The organism is Pseudomonas sp. Irchel 3F6 (genome assembly GCF_900187595.1).
GTDB classification, from domain to species: Bacteria; Pseudomonadota; Gammaproteobacteria; order Pseudomonadales; family Pseudomonadaceae; genus Aquipseudomonas; species Aquipseudomonas siliginis.
Genome location: NZ_FYDP01000002.1, coordinates 68,026 through 90,626, shown reverse-complemented (window position 1 = coordinate 90,626; position 22,601 = coordinate 68,026). Strand labels below are relative to the sequence as shown.

Here is a 22,601-nt window from a genome sequence, read left to right as displayed (position 1 = left end):
AAACGTTTAATCTAGATTGATCGGCACGTTACTCGATAATGTCTCATCCTTGAAGTCCAACTGGTCGGATCTGCCCAGGCAATAAGTCGACTGCCCTTATCGGGTAGGATTGGCGAAAATGTCGCGGCATGCTCGAAAAAACAAGGAAATACCGGGTTGAAACTCAGTGATATCGCGCGGTTGGCCGGCGTCTCCGTCACCACCGCCAGCTACGTCATCAACGGCAAGGCCGAACAGCAACGCATCAGCAACGCGACCGTCGAGCGCGTGCGCGCGGTGGTCGATCTGCACGGCTTCACGCCCAATCCGCAAGCGGCTGGCCTGCGCAGTCGGCACACGCGCACCTTGGGCTTTATCCTGCCGGATCTGGAAAACCCCAGTTACGCGCGGATCGCCAAGTTGCTCGAACAAGGCGCGCGAGCTCGCGGCTATCAATTGCTGATCGCCAGTTCCGACGATGCGCCGGACAGCGAGCGGCAGTTGCTGCAACTGTTCCGCGCGCGCCGATGCGATGCGCTGATCGTTGCCAGTTGCCTGCCGGCCGGTGATGACAGCTATCGCCAGTTGCAGGCCAAGGGTCTGCCGATCATCGCCATCGACCGGGTCATGGAACCGGAGCATTTCTGCTCGGTGATCAGCGACGACCGCGAGGCCAGCCTGCATCTGACCCAGAGCCTGCTCGATCCGCAGCCAAAGCAGATCGTGCTGCTAGGCGCACGCCCGGAGCTGAGCATCAGCCAGGAGCGTGCTGCCGGTTTCCGCGCAGCGCTCAAAGATTTCAAAGGTGAGGTGCTGGTCGAGCACGCCGAGTCGTTCAGCCGTGAGTGCGGCAAGCAATTGATGGAAGAACTCCTGCAGCGTCTAGGGCATTTGCCTGACGCGCTGGTGACCACTTCCTACGTGCTGCTGCAGGGCGTGTTCGATGCGCTGCATGATTTCCCGCTGAAATCGCGGCCGCTGCGCTTGGGCACGTTCGGCGACACGCAGTTGCTGGATTTCCTGCCGTTGCCGGTCAACGCCATGTCCCAGCAACACCAGTTGATCGCCGACAAGGCCCTGGAACTGGCCCTGGCCGCCGTCGAGCAGGACGACTACCAACCGGGCGTGCAAGCCATTGCGCGGACCTTCAAGCAGCGTATTCATCGGGACTGAAGCGTGGAGCTGATCGACAGCCACACCCACCTCGACTTCCCCGACTTCGACGCCGATCGCGCAGAGTTGCTGGCCGAAAGCCGCGCCCTCGGCGTGCGGCGCATCGTCGTGCTGGGCGTGCATCAGGGCAACTGGCAACGGGTGTGGGACCTGGTGCAGAGCGATGCCGACCTGTATGCGGCGTTCGGTTTGCACCCGGTGTTCCTCGATCAGCATCGCTCCGAGGATTTGCTCGCACTGGGTGACTGGCTGACACGCCTGCGCGGGCATCGGCAGTTGTGTGCGGTGGGCGAGATAGGCCTGGATTACTTCCTCGAAGACCTCGATCGCGAGCGGCAACAGTCGTTGTTCGAAGCGCAGCTGCAACTGGCGGCGGACTTCGAGCTGCCGGCGCTGATCCACGTACGCCGCAGCCATGCAGCAGTGATCGCCACGCTCAAGCGCTTCAAACTCAAACGCGCCGGCATCATCCACGCCTTCGCCGGCAGCCGCGAGGAAGCGCGGGAATACCTCAAGCTCGGTTTCAAACTGGGCCTCGGCGGCGCACCGACCTGGCCGCAGGCATTGCGCATGCATCGGGTCCTGCCGGAACTGCCGCTGCAATCGGTGGTGCTGGAAACCGACTCACCGGACATGGCCCCCGCCATGTTCCCCGGCCAGCGCAACAGCCCGGCGCATCTGCCGGCGATTTGTGCGGCGCTGGCCGAGCTGATGAATATCACGCCTGAACAACTGGCCAACGCCAGCACCGCCAACTGCTGCGAAGTCTTCGGCTGGTAACACGTACCCGGGTAGGAGCTGACGAGTGCAACGAGGCTGCGATCTTTTGATCTTCAGAGGCAAAGTCAAAAGATCGCAGCCTCGTTGCACTCGTCAGCTCCTACAGAGGGATGATGTGGGATTCAGACGCGAAACGCGCTGATCAGTTGTTTGAGCTCAACCACCTGCGCCGACAGCGCGCGGCTGGCATCTTCGGTCTGGTGCGCGCCTTGCGCTGTGCGTTCGCCGGCACGGTTGATTTCGACGATGTTCTGGTCGATGTCATGGGCCACGGCGGTCTGCTGTTCGACGGCAGCGGCGATCTGCTGGTTCTGGTCGACGATCATGCCCACCGCGCCAAGAATGTTCTCCAGCGCCTGCTGGACCTTCTCCGACTGGCCCACCGTGCCGTTGGCCATCTGATGGCTGACGCCCATGGCCTTCACCGCCGCGCCGACGCCACCGTGCAGCTTGGCGATCATCTGCTCGATTTCTTCGGTCGATTGTTGGGTGCGTTTGGCCAAGGTGCGTACTTCGTCGGCGACCACGGCAAAACCGCGCCCCTGCTCGCCGGCTCGCGCGGCTTCGATCGCCGCATTGAGTGCTAGCAGGTTGGTCTGCTCGGCGATGCTCTTGATCACTTCCAGTACACGGCTGATCGACTGGCTGTCGCTGGCCAGTTGATTGATCACCAGCACCGACTGATCAATCTCGCTGGCCAGCGCGGCAATGCTGCCCTGCTGCGATTCCACCAGCCCGCGTCCGCTGAGGGTTTCGTCGTTGACGCTGTGGGCGCTGCTCACCGCAGCGGCGGCACTGCGAGCGACTTCCATTGAGGTCGCCGACATCTGGTTCATCGCCGTCGCCACTTGTTCGATCTGCGAGCGCTGCCCAGCAACAGCCTGATTGCTCTGCGCCGACACGCTCTCCACCTGCCCGGCCTGCCGCTCGACCTCACCCACGGTATGCCCGACACGTTCGATCAAGTCGTGAATCTTCTTCACCGTACCGTTGAACACCTCGCCCAACTCGCCCAGTTCATCGCGGCTGCTGGCCTTGAAGTTGACGGTCATGTCACCGGCCGCGACCTTGTCCATCATCGCGCCCAGGCTTTTCAGGGTGGTCCGGGTCGAGGCGTAGAAACCGCCATAAAGATAGAAAATCAGCACAAACACCACCGACAACGCCGAGGCTTGCAGAATCATGTGCGTGCGGTTCTGCGCCAGACGCTGCTGCAACTGGCTGTCGAGGAATTTCAGCGTGGCCTGATTGAGCTGGTACGTGTGTTCCATCAGCCCGGTGACCTGATCGTAGAATGCCTGCCACGGCGCATCGAGGGTGTCGGCCATCACCACTTGCTCTTCGAACAGTTCGCTGGCCTGCTTGAGCGAAGCCTTGCTGGTGTCGGCCTGGGCAGTGAGGGATTCGCGTGCGGCGCTGCTGGAGCCGAGGGCGTCTTGCAGTTTCAGGGCGTACTCGGCCTGGAGTTTTTCGATCTGCACCAGCAACTCGTCGAAACGCGTGCTCGAGGAACTGTTGAGAAAGCCCTGGCCCAACGAATACGAACCCATCGCCCGGCCTTCGCCGAGGGTTTGCGTGACGCTGGGGGTGATCAGCGTAACCAGTTCGCTGAGCTGACGAATGTCGCTCTGGTTGTCGCGGCTCAACCCGGCCTGACTGGTAATGATCTGGCTGAAAATCTGCGCACTGGCCAGCAACTTGCCGATCAACGCGCTTTTGCTTTGCAGCGAGCTCTCCGCTTGCTGGGCCTTGAACGCGGCGATCATTTCATCGCGTTTGGCCTCGAATTGCTTGATCTGCTCGGGGTCTTCGGTCATCGCCGTCAGCCCTTCGAGCCGCGCGAGCACGGCTTGCTCCAGCGCCTGGATCTGCGCCTCGACATTGCCGGCCTTGCCGGACTGGCCGAGGGTGACGTCGATCTGCACCAGATTGTTCAAGGTCTCCAGATCCCGGCGCAGGTTCAGGCTGCTGCCCAGCAGGTCGAGGCTCTGCAATTCGACGCGTGTGCCCTGAAATTCGCGATAGGAATCGCGTACCAGATAGAAATTGGTCACCAGCATCGGCACCAGGAACAGCACGCTGATCAGGCTGAACTTCATGCCGAAGCTCAGACGGTTCATCAGCGAGACGGCGGGATAGAGCAAGCTCTTCACTGGAAGTCTCCCTTGGTTTTTCTTGTTTTTATTGGCTGGCGCGGGACGAGAGCAGATAGCCACTATCGGGCGCTATCTCTGTATAGCGTAAATCGGCGGGAGGTTTTGTAACTTAAGGTTAATGGCAATGCAGTGATCGCCAAATCAAAAGCAAAAAGATCGCAGCCTTCGGCAGCTCCTACAGGGAAATGCGTTCCAAGGTAGGAGCTGCCGAAGGCTGCGATCTTTTGATCTTTCTGTAAATCAGCGAATCAGTGAACCAGAACCGTCCACAAGGCAAACCCGGCATACCACAGCACCGCCGCACGCAGCAGCAGTTCCCACAGGCAATCGAGGGTGTTGATGCCGTCCGGGCCGACCACTGGCGGTGGAACTTCCCCGGCTGCCAGGCCGACCTTGTTGATCAACTGCGCAGCGCTGATGTTCCAGTTGAGCAGCTCATGCAGCATCACCCGGCTGACCGCGACGAAGTTGCCGACCAACGCAAGACTTGCCGCCAGCAAACGCACCGGCACCCAATCGAAAGCGTGACGCAATTGCGCAGCACGCTCGACCAGCGCCGGATTGCAGCCGTGCTCTTCGGCCAGCGCCAGCAAACGATAGGCCAATGCCGCCACGGGGCCGAGAAGGAAGTACCAGAAGATCACCGCGAAGAAACTCTGATAGGCCTGCCACAGCAGATGCCCTTGCACCCGCTCGAGCAACTGCTCGCCGTTGTCGGCGCAGATATCCAGATCGCGCTTGGCGACGTGCGCCGCCGCTTGCAGATCCTCACGGCGCCAGGCATCGCGGAACGGGCCGAGGCCGCCGAGCAGATCGCCGCGTCCGAGGCTGTAGATCACCACCAGCAAATGCACCGGCAACGCCAGCAAACCGTAAGCCACAGGTTCCAGCACCAGCAGCAACAGCGCCAGCAACGCCACCGGGAACAGCACCAGAATCGTCAGCACCAGCCACGGTTGCCTGGCCAGCCGTTTGCTGTTTTCGAGTTTGTGCAGTTCGCGGATCCATCCGCCGTCGCGTTGAAGCCGATGGCGCAGGGCCGAAAACTTCTCGATCCACAGCGCCAGCAGTAACACCAGAAAACTCATTGTCCTTCCTCTTTTGCCAGGGCAGCGCGGTAGCGTGCCCAGTCGAATGCCGGTCCCGGATCGGTCTTGCGCCCCGGCGCGATATCGCTGTGGCCGCAGATGCGCTGATCGGTGATCGCCGGAAAGCGTTTCTGCAACTGCCGGGTCAGCGCAGTCAACGCGCGATATTGCTCGTCGGTGAACGGCAGATCATCGGTGCCTTCCAGCTCGATGCCCACGGAAAAATCGTTGCAGGTTTCACGGCCTTCGAACATCGAAACGCCGGCATGCCACGCCCGTTCCAGACAGGAGACAAACTGGGTGACGTTGCCGTCACGTTCGATCAGAAAATGCGCCGAGACGCGCAGGTCAGCGATGCCTGCAAAGTACGGGTGTTCGGTGACATCCAGACGATTCTGGAAAAATTCCTGCACCTTGCCCGTGGCGAATTGCGCCGGCGGCAGGCTGATGTTGTGGATGACCAACAGGGACACTTCGCCCGCCGGGCGCTCATTGAAGTTGGGCGACGGGCAGATCTGCACGCCATGACACCACCCGCTCGCGGGATCCAACTGCATACCGATTCCTTCAACGCCGACCATGTGGGCGCCCAGTATGCCGCGATCCACCCTCACCGCGCGATCACTTGCCGCGATTGAGTCGCCGCAGGTCGCCCAGCACCGATTCCAGTGCGCGGTCGAACAGCAAGGTGTCATCCAGTGCGCGCGCGACGCCACGGCTGAATGCCAGGGCCAGATCGGTGCTGCTGTGCTCCAGCACTTTCATGCCAGTGCGGTCGACGAAGACATATTTGCCGGTCTCTTTGATGATCGCGGCGAGTTTGCAACGCAAGGTCTGTTCCTCGTCTGCGTCGAACACCACCCAGTGGCCCACACGCAACTGCTCGACCTGAGACAGACCGGCAGCGTCTTGCGCCAGGCGCGGCGCCGGGGTCGCTGCCGTCTGGCCGGCACTGTGCTGCAAGACCTCGGGCGTGACTTCGATCAGCGGCATGGCGCTGTGCTCGGCATCGTCGGAACGTTCCAGCACGCGTACGTGCAGAGCCTCCAGTTCGCTGAAAAATTCGCTGGTGGCAAACGGGTCGAACGCGGTGCTGCTCAGGCCATCGCGCAGCGACTTGAGCAAACCCGGCACCAGTGCCAGCAGGCGCAGGCTGGATTCGCCGTCGTCATGGCGCTGCACGCTCCAGACCAACTGTTCCATGGTCTGCACATCGGCATGCCATTCGGCGGACTGATCGCCGTGCTTGAGGCAGGTCAGCAACAGCACTTTGCTCCAGGCCTGCTGGACGAAACTGACCACCGTCGCCGGCAGCACTTTGCCCAGTAGCGCCTGTTGCAACGCCTGCGCGACACGCCGCTGAGCCAGCTCGGCCTTCGCCCGGCCTTCCTCGGCGTCCCGCAAGCGTTGTTCCAGCAGTTCAGTGCGGCGGCGCTCTTCCTGAGTGAAGGCGAGGAAGTCGGCGAGCAGTTCGGAGAAGATCGCCGGGTCGTCGACAAACTCGCTGAGCAAGCGCTGTACCACTTGCTCGATGCGCACATAGAGGTTGTCGCGCTCAGCGCCGTCGCAATCGCTCCAGCCCATTGCGGCCTCGGCGATTTCGTTGAGCAGGCGCCGCGCCGGGTGCGTGCTGCGGCTGAAGAAACTCTTGTCCAGCACCGCAACCTTGAGCATCGGAATCTGCAATCGACCGATCAGCGCCTTGAGCGCATCGGGCACATTGCGATCGTCGAGGATGCAGTCGAAGACCATGGCGATCAGGTTGATCACATCTTCGTCGGCAGTCGCGACAATGCGTGAGCGGCCACTTCGGACGCTGACTCGGGTCAGCAACTGTTCGAGCTGATGACGCAGATCGAAATCTTCCTGAGCCTCCAGCGCCGGTACGTATTGCTGCAAGTGCGACAACAACCGCAGCAGGTCGCGGGTGTTGATCGGATGCGCGGGGGCGCCGGGCTCCAGTGTTGGTGTGACGCGGCCGCGGACCTGGGCTAGCAGTTGCTGCATCGCTGCGAACACTTCCTCGATGCCTTCGTCTGCTGGCGGCTCGTCGAGATCTTCAATCAATGTGTCGCTGTCCGCAGGCTCGACCATGCGACGAGCCACGGCGGGTTTCAGATGTGGCAACACGCCGGTGGCGAGCAACAACTGATTGGCCTCGCCATACAACTGTTCGGTGTCAGCCAGCACATAGCGTTCGAACAGCTTGAGCAGGATCAGCTTGACCTTGATCTCGACGCCGAGGTTACGTCCGGCCTGCAGGAAATATTCGCAGAGCATGGCCGGACTCAGCGGATTGTGCTGATCGTCCAGACGCTTGCCGAGCATCGAGCTGAAGCGTGCGGTGAGTTGATCGAGAGCGAAGCCGTCGCGCTTGAGCACACGGCTGACCATGGTCTGCACGGCGACGGTACGCTCCATGGCATCGGTGCGCGGCGCCGACTCTTCGACCACCGGCGTGCGTGGCAGTGTGTTGGCGGCGGGGTCGTATTGGGTAAGGCCGGCGAAGGCTTCAAAGAACAGTTCCAGAAAGCCGCGCTCGATGTTTTTGCGTTTGAGGCGCAGGTCGCGCATGGCTTCGAAAAAGATGTTCTGATCGACGTCGTTGCGCGCCCGGTCGGCCATTTCGAACAGCGTGTCGTCGGCGTTATCGAACAGCTCCTGCAAATCGTGGCGCAGCTGCTGCGCAGCCTTGTCGCGAACCTGCAGCAGAATCACCGGCAAGCGGGCAAGCGGCGAGTGGTCCGCCAGATCGGCAGTCGCCCGGTGCAAAGGCACCACTTTCCCGTCGTTGCGCATCCAAGCCTCCTGGAACGGTGATTCGGTTCGTCGCTTTGACACTGCCCAACTGGACTCGTTCGTCAAAGCCATGACGTCAAATACAAGGCGGATTATCTGGCAAAACAGGCCAGCGATGCTATAGGCCTCAGGGTTTCCCCTATACGCCATACACCTCGCACTCAGCGCAGGAAAATCGACCAGATGCGTCAGGCACGAACGTTCTCGCCTTGGGTTGGCTCGCGCCCTGCCCCTATAATCGAAGCACTTTGTTTGTGGAGTCCGTTATGCCGAATCTACGTCTCGCCGATCTGACCGCCGAAATCGAAAACAACGTGCGCCGTGCGTTGCTCGAAGACGTCGGCAGCGGCGACATCACCGCGCAACTGATCCCGGCCGAACGCCTGGCCAAAGCCACCATCATCACCCGTCACGACGCCGTCATCTGCGGCACCGCGTGGGTCGATGCGGTGTTTCGCCAGCTCGATCCGCGCGTGGCCGTGCATTGGCAAGTGGTCGACGGCCAGCGGGTCAAAGCCAATCAGCCGCTGTTTCACCTGGAAGGCCCGGCGCGCTCACTGCTGACCGGTGAACGCAGCGCGTTGAACTTCCTGCAGTTGCTGTCCGGCGTAGCGACGCGCGCGCAGTACCTGGCGGACTTCGTCGGCGAGACGCAGGTCAAGTTGCTCGACACGCGCAAAACCTTGCCGGGCCTGCGGATGGCGCAGAAATACGCAGTGACCTGCGGCGGCTGTCACAACCACCGGATCGGTCTCTACGATGCCTTCCTGATCAAGGAAAACCACATCGCCGCCAGTGGTGGCATCGCCGAAGCCGTGGCCGCCGCGCACAAGATCGCCCCGGGCAAACCGGTGGAAATCGAAGTGGAAAGTCTTGAGGAATTGAAGCAAGCGCTGGAAGCCGGCGCCGACATCATCATGCTCGACGAACTGAGCCTGGACGACATGCGTGAAGCCGTACGCCTGACCGCCGGCAAAGCGAAACTGGAAGCCAGCGGCGGCATCAACGAAAGCACGCTGCTGCCGATCGCCGAAACGGGCGTGGATTACATCTCGATCGGCGCGATGACCAAGGATGTCAAAGCGGTGGATCTGTCGATGCGACTGAGTCTCTGAGCTACAAGCTACAAGCTACAAGCTACAAGCTACAAGCTACAAGCTACAAGCTACAAGCTACAAGCTACAAGCTACAAGCTGAGCGATTGTGCTTTTACTTGTAGCTTGCAGCTTAAAACTTGTAGCTGCTTTTAAACGACGAGATTGTTCATCTCGCAGTACTCTTCCCACTCGACACCCAAGACTTCCGCCGCTTCCTTGTGCAGCACGAGGCGCTGCGCCTCGAACTCTTCCGGCGTGCTCGTGTACTTGAGGGTCAGCTCCCACGGCTGCAAGCCCTGCGCTTCGGCTTCATCTTCGAAGGCCCACTGGATCTGGTCTTTTTGATCATCGGGACTCAGGTCCTTGATCTCATCCTTAAGGTCCGGCACATCCAGAAGGTATTTTTCCAGCGCTTGTTCGTGGCGTTGCTCTTGGGTCAATTCAGTCATGGGGTTCTCGCTGATCTTAGGAATGGAGGATGGATCTGGATCATCAAGGATCTCTCTGACGCGGACTGGCCGGCCTTCGGAACCATTCGGGATCATCTGAAAACTGCTAAGCGATGCTCATGCAGGCACCGAATATAGGACGTTTGCATGACGAATTACACGGCTCTTTACATCTCTTGCACAAAAAGCTGACCTGCGGAACATGAATCGATGTGGCGCGCTGAGGAGTTGGTGCCCGAGACAGGAATCGAACCTGCGACCTTCGCGTTACGAGTGCGCTGCTCTACCGGCTGAGCTACACGGGCGGTGGGCTAAACCTAGCACCGGACTCGAACTGCGGCAAATTTGTGGGTTGTCTGATGGTTTTCTTTTGAGAACCACATTTGTGGCGAGGGGATAAATCCCCTCGCCACAATTTCTTTATTTCAGATAAAAAAATGCCCCCGCCGTTTGCACGGCGGGGGCATCTTTATTGCGCTAAAGCGTTGGGGTGATTAAACGCCCGAAGCCTTGGCAGCTGCCACGTCTTTGATGGACAGCTTGATACGGCCGCGGTTGTCCACGTCCAGTACCAGCACTTCCACTTCCTGGCCTTCCTTCAGGATGTCGGTGACTTTCTCAACGCGAGCGTCGCTCAGCATCGAGATGTGCACCAGACCGTCCTTGCCCGGCAGGATGTTGACGAATGCGCCGAAGTCGACGATGCGCTCAACCTTGCCGACGTAGATCTTGCCGATCTCGGCTTCTGCCGTGATGCTCAGAACGCGCTGACGCGCTGCTTCTGCGGCATCCTTGGTTTCGCCGAAGATCTTGATCGAACCGTCGTCTTCGATGTCGATCGAAGCCTTGGTTTCTTCGCAGATCGCACGGATGGTCGCGCCACCTTTACCGATAACGTCACGGATCTTGTCGGTGTCGATCTTCATCGCGATCATGGTCGGAGCGTTGGCCGACAGTTCGGTACGCGACTGGCCAATGATCTGGTTCATCTGGCCGAGGATGTTCAGGCGCGCTTCAAGGGCCTGGCCCAGAGCGATTTCCATGATCTCTTCGGTGATGCCCTTGATCTTGATGTCCATCTGCAGCGCAGTAACGCCTTTGGCGGTACCGGCTACCTTGAAGTCCATGTCGCCCAGGTGATCTTCGTCGCCGAGGATGTCGGTCAGGACGGCGAACTTCTCGCCTTCTTTAACCAGACCCATGGCGATACCGGCTACCGGTGCCTTCATCGGTACACCAGCGTCCATCAGTGCCAGGGAAGCACCGCACACGGAAGCCATCGAGCTCGAACCGTTGGATTCGGTGATTTCCGATACCACGCGGATGGTGTACGGGAACACGTCAGCGGCTGGCAGCATGGCCGAAACCGAACGACGGGCCAGACGGCCGTGACCGATTTCGCGACGACCGGCGCCACCCATGCGACCACACTCGCCTACCGAGAACGGCGGGAAATTGTAGTGAAGCATGAACGGGTCTTTCTTTTCACCTTCCAGGGTGTCCAGCAGTTGCGCGTCACGGGCGGTGCCCAGTGTTGCAACAACCAGTGCCTGGGTCTCGCCACGGGTGAACAGAGCCGAACCGTGAGTCTTCGGCAGAACGCCGACTTCGATGTTCAGCGGACGTACAGTCTTGGTGTCGCGACCGTCGATACGTGGCTTGCCGTTAACGATGTTTTCGCGAACGGTGCGGTATTCGATTTCGCCGAAGGCTGCTTTGACTTCAGCAGCGCTTGGCTGGCCTTCCTCACCGGACAGCTTGGCGACCACTTGGTCCTTCAGCTCACCCAGGCGAGCGTAACGGTCGGCCTTGATGGTGATGGTGTAAGCCTGGGAGATCGCTTCGCCGAACTCGGCACGGATAGCGCCCAGCAGTTCGGTGGCTTCTGGCGCAGGAGCCCAGTTCCAGGTTGGCTTGGCAGCTTCGGCAGCCAGTTCTTTAACAGCGTTGATCACAACCTGGAATTCGTCGTGAGCGAACAGTACCGCGCCCAGCATCTGGTCTTCGGTCAGCTCTTTGGCTTCCGATTCAACCATCAGCACGGCGTCGGAAGTACCGGCAACGACCATGTCCAGGCTCGAAGCGGCCTGCTGCTCGTAAGTCGGGTTCAGCAGGTAGCCGGTGCTTTCGTGGAAAGCCACGCGAGCGGCGCCGATCGGGCCGTCGAACGGAATGCCGGAAATGGCCAGGGCAGCCGAGGTACCGATCATCGCAGCGATGTCCGGATCGGTCTTCTTGCTGGTGGAAACGACGGTGCAGACAACCTGCACTTCGTTCATGAAGCCTTCTGGGAACAGTGGACGGATCGGACGGTCGATCAGTCGGGAAGTCAGGGTTTCTTTCTCGGAAGGACGGCCTTCACGCTTGAAGAAACCGCCAGGGATCTTACCGGCAGCGTAAGTCTTTTCCTGGTAGTGCACGGACAGAGGGAAGAAACCCTTGCCCGGATCGGCTTGCTTTGCACCGACAACAGTCACCAACACGCTGACGTCGTCGTCAACGGTGACCAATACTGCGCCGGAGGCCTGACGGGCGATACGGCCTGTCTCGAGGGTAACGGTCGATTGACCGAACTGGAATTTTTTGATTACCGGGTTCACGGTGTCCTACCTTCTTTGTGGCTCTTGGGGGAAACGGTTTCTTGCGAATTCTTGGGCAATCTCGGGAATCGGCCCGATGGCAATTGTCCGGGTGCTACAGGTAAAGCCATGCTGCAGATAAAACTTGAGGCTGGGAGCCTGCAAGGCGCCAGCGGAAAACCGCTGACGCCCGACAGACCACCAACCTCATAGCGCAATCGCTGATTAGCGACGCAGACCCAGGCGAGCGATCAGCGCGGCGTACCGGCTTACGTCCTTGCCTTTCAGGTAGTCCAGCAGCTTGCGACGCTGGTTAACCATGCGGATCAGACCACGACGGGAGTGGTGATCTTTACCGTTGGCCTTGAAGTGACCTTGCAGTTTGTTGATGTTGGCGGTCAGCAGTGCAACCTGCACTTCTGGCGAACCAGTGTCACCAACAGCTTGCTGGTAGTCAGCAACGATTTGAGCTTTTTCTTGAACGTCGAGAGCCATGAGGCAATCCTTCCTTATCAGGAAACTGTTTCAGGGAAACAGCTTCAACAGGCCAGGGACAAATCCCTGTATCTATAAATGAGTAGTGACCATGCCTGTTAACAGCCACACTCGCCGGCCCGCTTAACGCAGACCGGTTCCGGTCATTCTGACCGAATCAAGCGACGCGGCGCGATGCGCCCGTCTTCGCTCACTTCACCGATACCGATGAAGCGACCATTGTGATCCTGTACCCGCACCATGCCGAACTTCGGCGCATCCGGGGCACGTACTGGCTGGCCGTTGAGCCAGTAGAACGCGCTCGCTTCGGAAAAGTGCAGCAACGGCCAATCCTGCAGGCCGCTGTCCGATGGCATCAGGAAGCGATCGACCGCTTCATTGCCGCCTTCGGCATGTACCGCCTCCAGCTCTTCGAGGGTAACAGTCTGCGCCAAGGTGAAAGGCCCGGCCTGGGTCCGACGCAATTCTGCGACGTACGCACCACAACCGAGTTGCTCACCGATATCCTCCACCAGGGTCCGAATATAGGTGCCCTTGCTGCAGTCCACCGCAAGCCGCGCAGTATCGCCTTCGAAGGCCAGCAATTCCAAGCGCGCAATAGTAACAGAACGCGGTTCGCGCTCCACTACTTCGCCTGCACGTGCCAGTTTGTACAGCGGCTGGCCATCACGCTTGAGTGCCGAGTACATCGGCGGTATCTGACTGATTTGCCCACGAAATTTCGGCAGAACCGCTTCGACATCGGCGCGACCAACGGTCACCGGACGCTCCTGCAAAACCTCACCTTCGGCATCGGCCGTGGTGGTGGTCTTGCCCAGTTGCGCCAGGGTCTCGTAGCCCTTGTCGGAATCGAGCAGGTATTGCGAGAACTTGGTCGCCTCGCCGAAGCACAGCGGCAACACGCCGGTGGCCAACGGGTCAAGGCTGCCGGTGTGTCCGGCCTTCTCGGCATTGAGCAGCCAGCGCACTTTCTGCAAGGCAGCGTTGGAGGTGAACCCCAACGGCTTGTCGAGCAGAATGATGCCGCTGACGTTACGACGGATACGTTTGACCTGAGCCACCGAATTACTCCTTGGTGTCTTCAGGTGCTGGAGCGGCAACGTGCTGATTGTCTTCAGCGACGGCGCGCTCAATCAGCGCCGACAGGTGCGCGCCACGCACGACGGATTCGTCGTAGTGGAAGTGCAGTTGCGGCACGCTGCGCAGCTTCATTTCGCGGGCCAATTGCATGCGCAGGAAGCCTGCGGCGGCATTGAGCACCTTGATGCTTTGCGCGATGTCTTCAGCGTTGTCCTGACCCATCACGGTAATGAAAATCTTCGCGTGACCGACGTCACGGGACACTTCCACAGCGGTGATGGTGACCAGGCCGACGCGCGGGTCTTTGACTTCGCGACGGATCAGTTGCGCCAGCTCGCGCTGCATCTGATCGCCGATACGTTGGGTACGGCTGTATTCTTTTGCCATGATTTGTTACCTGTTACTGCCCAGCGGTGAAACCCGCAAGGTCTGAAAGCGGCAAACGCCCGGCCTGACAAAAGCCAGACCGGGCGTTGCGTTTAGAGTCCGGACGCTGTGCCGTGCATTTGCATGCTACGGCCCATCGTGGCCCTTGAAGTGCGCGAGTCAGAGGCTGCGAGCAACCTGAACCTTCTCGAAGACTTCGATCTTGTCGCCGACTTTGACGTCGTTGTAGCTCTTCACGCCGATACCGCATTCCATGCCGGCACGTACTTCGGAAGCGTCATCCTTGAAGCGGCGCAGGGATTCCAGCTCGCCTTCGAAGATAACGATGTCTTCACGCAGTACACGGATCGGACGGTTACGGTGCACAACACCTTCGATCACCATGCAACCGGCGATCGCGCCAAACTTCGGCGAACGGAACACGTCACGCACTTCGGCGACACCCAGGATGTTCTCGCGAACGTCGCTGCCGAGCATGCCGGTCAGGGCTTTCTTGACGTCTTCGATGATGTCGTAGATCACGTTGTAGTAACGCATATCCAGACCTTCCTGCTCGACGATCTTGCGAGCGCCGGCATCGGCACGCACGTTGAAGCCGAACAGTACAGCGTTGGAAGCCAGTGCCAGGTTGGCGTCGGATTCGGTGATACCACCGACACCGCCACCCACGACGCGCACTTGTACTTCGTCGTTGCCCAGGCCATTCAAGGCACCGTTCAACGCTTCCAGCGAACCACGGACGTCGGATTTGAGGACGATGTTGAGCGTCTTCTTCTCGGCCTGACCCATGTTTTCGAAGATGTTTTCCAGCTTGCCGGCGTGAGCGCGAGCCAGTTTGACTTCGCGGAACTTGCCTTGACGGAACAGAGCCACTTCACGGGCTTTCTTCTCGTCGGCAACCACGCTCATCTCGTCGCCAGCGTCCGGGGTACCGTCCAGGCCGAGGATCTCGACAGGGATGGATGGACCGGCTTCCTTGATCGGCTTGCCGTTCTCGTCGAGCATGGCACGTACACGGCCGTAGTTCGAACCGACCAGAACCATGTCGCCTTGACGCAGCGTACCGTCCTGAACCAGCACGGTTGCCACCGGGCCACGACCCTTGTCGAGACGCGATTCAACCACGACACCACGGCCAGGAGCCGATGGAGTAGCTTTCAGTTCGAGAACTTCGGCCTGCAGCAGAACGGCTTCAAGCAGCTCGTCCACGCCAGTACCCATCTTCGCCGAAACCGGAACGAATGGTGTGTCGCCACCCCAGTCTTCGGAAGTCACGCCGTGAACCGACAGTTCGCTGCGGATGCGATCGAGATCGGCGCCCGGCTTGTCGATCTTGTTCACTGCGACCACCAGCGGCACGCCAGCTGCCTGAGCATGCTGAACCGCTTCGATGGTTTGCGGCATCACGCCGTCGTCCGCTGCAACCACGAGGATCACGATGTCAGTCGCCTTGGCACCACGGGCACGCATTGCGGTAAACGCAGCGTGACCCGGGGTGTCGAGGAAAGTGACCATGCCGCGATCAGTCTCAACGTGGTATGCACCGATGTGCTGGGTGATACCGCCGGCTTCGCCAGCAGCTACCTTGGCACGACGGATGTAGTCGAGCAGGGAAGTCTTACCGTGGTCAACGTGGCCCATTACGGTCACGACTGGTGCACGGGAGAACGACTCACCCTCAAACTTCAGGGACTCGGCCAGGGAATCTTCCAGAGCGGTGTCGCTGACCAGGGTCACTTTGTGGCCCAGTTCTTCGGCTACCAGTTGAGCAGTTTCCTGATCAAGCACCTGGTTGATGGTCGCTGGGGTACCCAGTTTGAACATGAACTTGATGATTTCAGCCGCTTTGACCGACATCTGATTGGCCAGATCGCCAACCGTGATGGTCTCGCCGATCTGCACATCACGCACGACAGGGCCGGTCGGGCTCTGGAAACCGTGGGCGTTGCGCTTCTTCAGCTTGGCCTTGCCGCGACCACCACGACGGAAGCCATCGCTTTCTTCGTCGGTAGTGCGTGGCGCCACACGTGGTGCCGGGGCTTTTTCTTTGACCGATGCGCGATGCGGAGCGTTTTTGCGCTCGCCATCACCGCCACCGCTGCGACGATTGTTATCGTCGGCACGTGGCTTGTCCGGACGGCGCTGTTCGTTCTGCTTGTTGCGAACGTCAGCCGATGGAGCAGGAGCAGCAGCCACCGGTGCGCTTTCGCGAACAGGTTCGGCAGCAGCCGGTGCCGCAACGGCGTCGCTGGCAGCGGTTTGCGCAGCAGCAGGCTGGCGACGCGCTTCTTCTTCGGCGCGCTGCTTGGCTTCTTCTTCAGCCTTCTGACGGGCAGCATTTTCTACTGCGCGACGCTCATCCAGTTCACGCTTGCGCTCGGCTTCGATTTCTTCCGGGCTGCGCTGTACGAAAACTTTCTTCTTGCGAACTTCAACGCTGATGCTCTTGCTACCAGCCACACGCAGGGTGCTGGTGGTTTTACGCTGCAGCGTGATCTTGCGTGGTTCTTCCACTTTCGCCTTGTGACTGCTCTTCAAGTGAGTCAGCAGGGATTGCTTCTCACTGTCAGTCACATTTTCGTCGGCGGCGGTGTGCGGCAGACCTGCCTCACGCATCTGCTGCAACAGGCGCTCTACCGGTGTTTTGACCTCATCGGCCAGTTGTTTCACCGTGACTTGCGTCATGCACTTCTCTCCTCAGGCCGCGCCTAATTACTCGAACCAGTGGGCTCGGGCGGCCATGATCAACTTGCCGGCACGATCATCGTCAATGCCGTCGATGTCGAGCAGGTCGTCAATAGACTGCTCGGCCAGGTCTTCGCGGGTAATTACGCCGCGCACCGCCAGTTCCATCGCCAAATCCTTGTCCATACCCTCAAGCGAGAGCAGGTCTTCGGCCGGATGGGCGTCTGCCAGCTTTTCCTCAGTAGCGATGGCTTTGGTCAACAAGCGATCCTTGGCGCGAGCACGAAGCTCGTTGACGATGTCCTCGTCAAAGCCGTCGATGTTGAGCATTTCCTCCACCGGTACGTAGGCAATCTCTTCCAGGCTGGTGAAGCCTTCATCTACCAGCACCTGAGCCAGTTCTTCGTCGACTTCCAGCTCGTCGATGAAGTTGCGCAGGATGTCGCCGGTTTCTGCTTGCTGCTTAGCCTGGATGTCCGATTCGGTCATCACGTTCAGGGTCCAGCCAGTCAACTGGCTCGCCAGACGCACGTTCTGACCACCGCGACCGATGGCCTGAGCCAGATTGTCTGCGCCAACGGCGATGTCCATGGCATGGGCATCTTCGTCAACGATAATTGCCGCAACCTCGGCCGGGGACATGGCGTTGATAACGAACTGGGCCGGGTTGTCGTCCCACAGCACGATATCAACACGCTCACCGCCCAACTCACCCGATACCGCCTGGACGCGCGAACCGCGCATACCGATGCAGGCACCTTGCGGGTCGATGCGCTTGTCCTTGGAGCGGACAGCGATCTTGGCACGCGAACCCGGATCACGGGAGGCGGCCATGACCTCGATGAGGCCTTCGGCGATTTCCGGCACTTCGATACGGAACAGCTCGATCAGCATTTCCGGCGCGGTACGCGACAGGATCAGCTGCGGGCCGCGGTTCTCGGTGCGGATTTCCTTGAGCAGCGCACGCAGACGCACGCCGACACGGAAGGTTTCGCGAGAAATGATGTCTTCACGGGCCAGCAATGCTTCAGCATTGTTGCCCAGATCGACGATCACGTTGTCGCGGGTAACTTTTTTCACGGTGCCAGAGATGATTTCTCCCAGGCGCTCGCGATAGGCGTCAACCACTTGAGCGCGCTCGGCTTCGCGAACTTTCTGCACGATGACCTGCTTGGCAGTCTGTGCAGCGATGCGGCCGAACTCGATGGATTCGATTTTCTCTTCGACGACGTCACCGACCTTGGCACCAGGATGCGTTTCGGCAACCTTGCTTGGCCAGGTCTCGATGGCCGGATCGTCGAGATCATTCTCTTCGACGACCGTCCAGCGACGGAAGGTTTCGTAAGAACCGGTGTGGCGGTTGATTTCCACACGCAGGTCCACTTCGTCTTCAAAACGCTTTTTGGTAGCAGTGGCCAGAGCCAGCTCCAGCGCTTCAAAAATTACGCTTGCCGGTACACCCTTTTCATTGGATACCGACTCAACAACCAGCAGTACTTCTTTGCTCATCGTACGCCTCGCCTTTCGCAAGCCATTGGATCCGCGGGATCCGCGTCTCAGTCAAAACTGGGAATAATGTTGGCCTTGTCGATCATATCGATCGGCAACAGGAACTCGTGGTCTTCTACCTGCACCACGACGTCCTGCTCTTCTACACCGCGCAGAAGGCCCTGAAAGTTGCGTCGACCTTCGAAAGGCGAGCGCAGCTTGATCTTCACTTGTTCACCGGCAAATTTGGCAAACTGCTCAAGAGTGAACAGCGGGCGCTCCATGCCAGGCGAGGAAACTTCAAGGGTGTATTCAACGGAGATCGGATCTTCAACATCCAGAACGCCGCTGATCTGACGGCTGACAATGGCGCAATCGTCCACCAGCACGCCACCCTCTTTATCGATATAAACGCGCAACATCGAGTGACGACCCTGAGCCGAAAACTCGATACCCCAGCATTCATAGCCCAGGGCCACGACCACCGGGGCCAGCAAGGCCTGCAACTCTTCTAGCTTGCTCGACACCTGAACCCCCTAGTGCATGATATGTGCATGCTTTGCAAAATAAAAAAATGGGCATAACGCCCATCCTTGAAACGCCGTCGAACAGCGGCGTTGAAAGTATCCAGCTAACAAAAAGCCCCTTAAAAGGGGCTCCTTAAACTGGTTGCGGGGGCCGGATTTGAACCGACGACCTTCGGGTTATGAGCCCGACGAGCTACCAGACTGCTCCACCCCGCGACAAAGCTGGGGCGGAAGTATACGACCGATCCCTTTTAGGGTCAATGTAACCTTCCACCTGCAAGAAAGCCCGCAACAGCGGGCTCTCCTGACTAATTGGTACCGAGAAGGGGACTCGAACCCCTACACCCTATGGGCACAACCACCTCAAGGTTGCGTGTCTACCAATTCCACCACCTCGGCAATACTACGTTTGAAACCCTTCTTACTTCTGCTCTTGAGCTGGAGGCACGTCAGTCGCTGGAGTAGCCGACTTTTGCTCTTGAAGCACCGGTACATCATCAGAAGCCGGTTGTTGCTTAGGTACTTCCAACACTGCTGGATCTGGCAGACCTGCTTGAGTCAGCTGATGAGCTTTCTCTTTAGCAAAGTAACCTAACCCCAAGCTGGTTATGAAGAAACCGGCGGCAAGTATAGCAGTAAACTTACTAAGAAAGGTAGAGGAACCTTGGCTTCCGAACACAGTATTTGAAGCACCTGCTCCGAAAGACGCGCCAGCGTCCGCACCCTTACCCTGCTGCAGCAAAACCAGAGCAACTACGCCCAATGCACCCAGCAGATGAAAAACGACTACGACTGTTTCCAGCATTTTTTCAGTTTCCCGCGGCGCGACAAATCGCACCGAACTCATCTGCATTCAGGGAAGCTCCACCAATGAGCCCCCCATCGATATCCGGCATGCCGAACAGTTCGACCGCATTGGCCGCCTTCACGCTGCCGCCGTATAGAAGCCGCACACCTCGTGCGACTTCAGAATTCTCTGCCGCCAACTGCTCGCGAATGGCCTTATGCACATCCTGAGCCTGTTGCGGCGTTGCAGTCAGCCCGGTACCAATGGCCCAGACCGGCTCGTATGCAATCACTGCCTTGGCAAAGGCACCGACACCCAGCTCCTCGATGATGCTGCCCAGCTGACGCCCGACAACTTCAAGAGTTTTTCCGGCTTCGCGCTGCTCGAGGGTTTCCCCTACACACAACACCGGAATCAAGCCACATGCCTGTGCCGCTGCGAACTTGCGATTCAGCATCCCGTCTCGCTCGCCGAGAATCTGGCGGCGTTCGGAGTGCCCGACAAGCACCAGGGAACAACCTGCATCCACCAGTTGGCTGGGAGCAATCTCACCAGTCAACGCACCTTGCATGGCTTCCACCGCAGAATTCTGCGCGCCGACCGAAATCGACTTGCCTTTCAAGCCATCAATCACTTGATTGATATACAAGCAAGGCGGGAACACCGCGACATCAACACCGCTAGGCAAGGCCAGATGACGAAGGCCGTTGATCAGCTCAGCGACGCTGGCGCGGGTACCGTGCATCTTCCAGTTACCAGCTACCATAGGGCGACGCATGCTGTACCTCGTCGGTCAAAGTGGGCGCAGATGTTACCCAACACAATCATGGCTTGCAAGCCGTATCAGGCAGAAACTTCGGTTACCAGTTTTGCCAGCTCTTCGGCATAGCCGCGAACCTGGTTTTCGTCCTCGCCTTCGACCATTACGCGCACCAAGGGCTCTGTGCCGGACTTGCGCAGAAGCACGCGACCGCGCCCCGCCATCGCCTGAGTTACACGGGCACTGGCTTCCTTGACAGCCGGATGCTCCAGCGGGCTTTCACCGCCGCCAAAGCGAACGTTGATCAGCACCTGAGGGCACTTGCGCAACGCCTGCCGGGTTTGTGCCAAGCCTTCGTTGCGGGATTTCAGAGCCATCAACACCTGCAGAGCCGCGATGATCGCGTCGCCCGTGGTGGTGTGGTTGAAGCAGACCACATGCCCGGAGTTTTCCCCACCAACGAGCCAGTTGCGCTCTTGCAGTTCGGCAATCACGTAGCGGTCACCGACATTGGCGCGAACGAACGGGATCGACAGATCCGCAAGGGCCAGTTCGAGACCAAGATTGCTCATCAACGTACCGACGACGCCACCCTGCAACTTGCCACGCTCATGCAGATCGCGGGCAATGATAAACAGCAGGTCGTCACCATCAACAATGGCGCCGGTGTGATCGACCATCAATACCCGATCACCATCACCGTCGAAGGCGATACCCAGGTCCGCATGCTCAGCCAGAACGGCGGCCTGCAATGGGCCCATATGCGTGGAACCGCAGTTATCGTTGATGTTCAACCCATTCGGCTGGGCAGATAGCACGACAACTTCGGCACCCAGCTCACGGAAGACGCTCGGTGCAACCTTGTAAGTCGCACCATGCGCGCAGTCGATGACGATCTTCAGGCCGGCGAAATTGGAGCCAGTAGGAACGCTGCTTTTGCAGAACTCGATGTAGCGACCCGATGCATCATTGATTCGCGACACCTTGCCGATCTTGCTCGACTCGACGACGGTCATTGGCGTATCAAGCAACTCTTCGATCATCAACTCCAACTCATCCGGCAGCTTGGTGCCTTTACCAGAGAAGAACTTGATGCCGTTGTCATCATGCGGGTTGTGCGAGGCACTTATCACGATACCGGCTTCAGCCTGGAACGTACGCGACAGATAAGCGATGGCAGGCGTCGGCATCGGGCCGAGCAGCATCACATCGGCACCCGCCGAGGTCAGCCCGGCCTCGAGTGCCGATTCGAACATATAACCGGAGATCCGCGTGTCCTTGCCGACCAGCACCTTGCAGGCCCCCATCTTGCGGAAAGCCATACCAGCCGCCCAGCCGAGCTTGAGCATGAAGTCAGGCGTGATCGGGTATTCACCAACACGACCGCGAATGCCGTCGGTACCAAAATATTTCTTGCTCATAAGTGCTCCATCATTCTTATTCGGCTGATTCAACGGCCGCGATCATTCGCACAACATCGACGGTTTCCGCCACATCGTGGACGCGCAATATACGTGCGCCTTTAACTGACGCCAGCGCCGCCAGCGCCAGTCCGCCGTGCAGGCGCTCGCCCACGGGACGGTTCAACGCGTGGCCAATCATACTCTTGCGCGAAACACCTACCAGCAATGGCCGTCCCAGCGCATGCAAAGCCTCCATGTGTTTGAACAAGCTTAGATTGTGCTGCAAGGTCTTGGCGAAGCCGAAGCCGGGATCAAGAATGATCCGCTCGGCGGGAATACCCGCCTGGGCGCACTGATCCATGCGCTCGGCGAGAAACTCGCCGACCTCGCGGGTGACATCCTGATACTGCGGATTATCCTGCATATCGCCCGGTTCGCCGAGCATGTGCATGAGGCAGACCGGCAATCCGGTAGCCGCCGCCGCATCCAGCGCACCATCGCGACGCAACGAACGCACATCGTTGATCAGGCCGGCACCGAGCCGTGCGGTTTCGCGCATGACTGCCGGGGTGGAAGTATCGACCGAGATGATGACATCCAGCTCGCGATTGATCAGCTCGACAATCGGCGTGACGCGCTCAAGTTCCTCCAGAGGAGAGACCGCTCGCGCACCCGGCCGGGTCGACTCGCCGCCGACATCAATCAGCGTCGCGCCAGCCAGCACCATGGCTTCGGCATGGCGCAGCGCCGCATCGAGCTGGCTGTAGCGGCCGCCGTCGGAAAAGGAATCAGGAGTGACATTGAGAATGCCCATGACATGCGTCTGGGCCAAATCAAGAACCCGGTTGCCGCAAGGCAACCGGGTCAGGGACTGTACAGAAGTCATTTC

The 22,601-nt window shown here is 59.3% G+C and carries 19 protein-coding genes and 3 tRNA genes; 3 read left to right on the top strand and 19 right to left on the bottom strand.

Annotation, left to right across the window (positions count from 1 at the left end):
- Positions 1-156 precede the first annotated feature (156 nt).
- Positions 157-1,152 carry a catabolite repressor/activator gene (cra, locus tag CKW30_RS06465; protein ID WP_016771742.1) on the top strand — a complete coding sequence of 332 codons (996 nt, stop codon included), beginning with the start codon at positions 157-159 and terminating at the stop codon, positions 1,150-1,152.
- A 3-nt stretch (positions 1,153-1,155) separates the two neighbouring features.
- A complete protein-coding gene (locus CKW30_RS06460) occupies positions 1,156-1,932 on the top strand; it encodes a TatD family hydrolase (RefSeq protein ID WP_095180355.1) in 777 nt (258 codons plus the stop codon).
- Positions 1,933-2,054: 122 nt separating this feature from the next.
- On the opposite strand, the gene CKW30_RS27835 is transcribed toward CKW30_RS06460, so the two are convergent.
- The 4 genes from CKW30_RS27835 to CKW30_RS06440 form a co-directional block, all read right to left on the bottom strand.
- The gene (locus CKW30_RS27835; protein ID WP_370695133.1) at positions 2,055-2,744 is read right to left on the bottom strand and encodes a methyl-accepting chemotaxis protein; all 690 of its coding nucleotides are present in this window, start codon (positions 2,742-2,744) and stop codon (positions 2,055-2,057) included.
- 1,592 nt (positions 2,745-4,336) lie between these two features.
- Positions 4,337-5,176 (bottom strand): regulatory signaling modulator protein AmpE, encoded by an 840-nt coding sequence (gene ampE / locus CKW30_RS06450; RefSeq protein ID WP_041477938.1) that lies wholly within the window; start codon positions 5,174-5,176, stop codon positions 4,337-4,339.
- Positions 5,173-5,733 carry a 1,6-anhydro-N-acetylmuramyl-L-alanine amidase AmpD gene (ampD, locus tag CKW30_RS06445; protein ID WP_095180353.1) on the bottom strand — a complete coding sequence of 187 codons (561 nt, stop codon included), beginning with the start codon at positions 5,731-5,733 and terminating at the stop codon, positions 5,173-5,175. The genes ampE and ampD overlap by 4 nt, the downstream gene beginning before the upstream one ends.
- A gap of 64 nt (positions 5,734-5,797) precedes the next feature.
- On the bottom strand, positions 5,798-7,975 hold the full coding sequence (locus CKW30_RS06440; protein ID WP_095180352.1) for a DUF1631 domain-containing protein: 2,178 nt from the start codon (positions 7,973-7,975) through the stop codon (positions 5,798-5,800).
- 266 nt (positions 7,976-8,241) lie between these two features.
- Here CKW30_RS06440 and nadC point away from each other — a divergent pair, with 266 nt between their 5' ends.
- Positions 8,242-9,090, top strand: coding sequence for a carboxylating nicotinate-nucleotide diphosphorylase (gene nadC, locus CKW30_RS06435; protein ID WP_095180351.1), 849 nt, complete (start codon positions 8,242-8,244; stop codon positions 9,088-9,090).
- Between the two features lie 131 nt (positions 9,091-9,221).
- Here nadC and CKW30_RS06430 read toward each other — a convergent pair whose 3' ends face one another.
- From CKW30_RS06430 to folP, 15 genes are all read right to left on the bottom strand, one after another.
- Entirely contained in the window at positions 9,222-9,521 is a 300-nt protein-coding gene (locus CKW30_RS06430; protein WP_076565788.1) for a DUF6388 family protein, read from the bottom strand.
- Positions 9,522-9,750: 229 nt separating this feature from the next.
- Positions 9,751-9,826 (bottom strand) — tRNA-Thr (locus CKW30_RS06425).
- A gap of 189 nt (positions 9,827-10,015) precedes the next feature.
- On the bottom strand, positions 10,016-12,121 hold the full coding sequence (pnp, locus tag CKW30_RS06420) for a polyribonucleotide nucleotidyltransferase (protein ID WP_024011572.1): 2,106 nt from the start codon (positions 12,119-12,121) through the stop codon (positions 10,016-10,018).
- Between the two features lie 204 nt (positions 12,122-12,325).
- Complete coding sequence (gene rpsO / locus CKW30_RS06415; RefSeq protein WP_016771751.1) at positions 12,326-12,595, bottom strand: 30S ribosomal protein S15; 270 nt, start codon at positions 12,593-12,595, stop codon at positions 12,326-12,328.
- A 143-nt stretch (positions 12,596-12,738) separates the two neighbouring features.
- Positions 12,739-13,656 carry a tRNA pseudouridine(55) synthase TruB gene (gene truB, locus CKW30_RS06410; protein ID WP_024011571.1) on the bottom strand — a complete coding sequence of 306 codons (918 nt, stop codon included), beginning with the start codon at positions 13,654-13,656 and terminating at the stop codon, positions 12,739-12,741.
- A 4-nt stretch (positions 13,657-13,660) separates the two neighbouring features.
- Positions 13,661-14,062 carry a 30S ribosome-binding factor RbfA gene (gene rbfA, locus CKW30_RS06405; protein WP_016771753.1) on the bottom strand — a complete coding sequence of 134 codons (402 nt, stop codon included), beginning with the start codon at positions 14,060-14,062 and terminating at the stop codon, positions 13,661-13,663.
- 159 nt (positions 14,063-14,221) lie between these two features.
- Positions 14,222-16,747 carry a translation initiation factor IF-2 gene (gene infB / locus CKW30_RS06400; protein ID WP_041477933.1) on the bottom strand — a complete coding sequence of 842 codons (2,526 nt, stop codon included), beginning with the start codon at positions 16,745-16,747 and terminating at the stop codon, positions 14,222-14,224.
- A gap of 27 nt (positions 16,748-16,774) precedes the next feature.
- Positions 16,775-18,256 (bottom strand): transcription termination factor NusA, encoded by a 1,482-nt coding sequence (gene nusA, locus CKW30_RS06395; protein ID WP_024011569.1) that lies wholly within the window; start codon positions 18,254-18,256, stop codon positions 16,775-16,777.
- Between the two features lie 47 nt (positions 18,257-18,303).
- Positions 18,304-18,762, bottom strand: coding sequence for a ribosome maturation factor RimP (rimP, locus tag CKW30_RS06390; protein ID WP_007973115.1), 459 nt, complete (start codon positions 18,760-18,762; stop codon positions 18,304-18,306).
- A 139-nt stretch (positions 18,763-18,901) separates the two neighbouring features.
- Positions 18,902-18,978, bottom strand: a tRNA-Met gene (locus CKW30_RS06385).
- A 97-nt stretch (positions 18,979-19,075) separates the two neighbouring features.
- A tRNA-Leu gene (locus CKW30_RS06380) sits at positions 19,076-19,161 on the bottom strand.
- Positions 19,162-19,183: 22 nt separating this feature from the next.
- Positions 19,184-19,567, bottom strand: a complete 384-nt coding sequence (gene secG, locus CKW30_RS06375) for a preprotein translocase subunit SecG (RefSeq protein WP_016771756.1) — start codon at positions 19,565-19,567, stop codon at positions 19,184-19,186.
- Between the two features lie 4 nt (positions 19,568-19,571).
- Positions 19,572-20,327 carry a triose-phosphate isomerase gene (gene tpiA / locus CKW30_RS06370; protein ID WP_041477932.1) on the bottom strand — a complete coding sequence of 252 codons (756 nt, stop codon included), beginning with the start codon at positions 20,325-20,327 and terminating at the stop codon, positions 19,572-19,574.
- A 65-nt stretch (positions 20,328-20,392) separates the two neighbouring features.
- Complete coding sequence (gene glmM, locus CKW30_RS06365; protein WP_041477931.1) at positions 20,393-21,730, bottom strand: phosphoglucosamine mutase; 1,338 nt, start codon at positions 21,728-21,730, stop codon at positions 20,393-20,395.
- Between the two features lie 16 nt (positions 21,731-21,746).
- On the bottom strand, positions 21,747-22,598 hold the full coding sequence (folP, locus tag CKW30_RS06360; RefSeq protein WP_095180350.1) for a dihydropteroate synthase: 852 nt from the start codon (positions 22,596-22,598) through the stop codon (positions 21,747-21,749).
- Positions 22,599-22,601 lie beyond the last annotated feature (3 nt).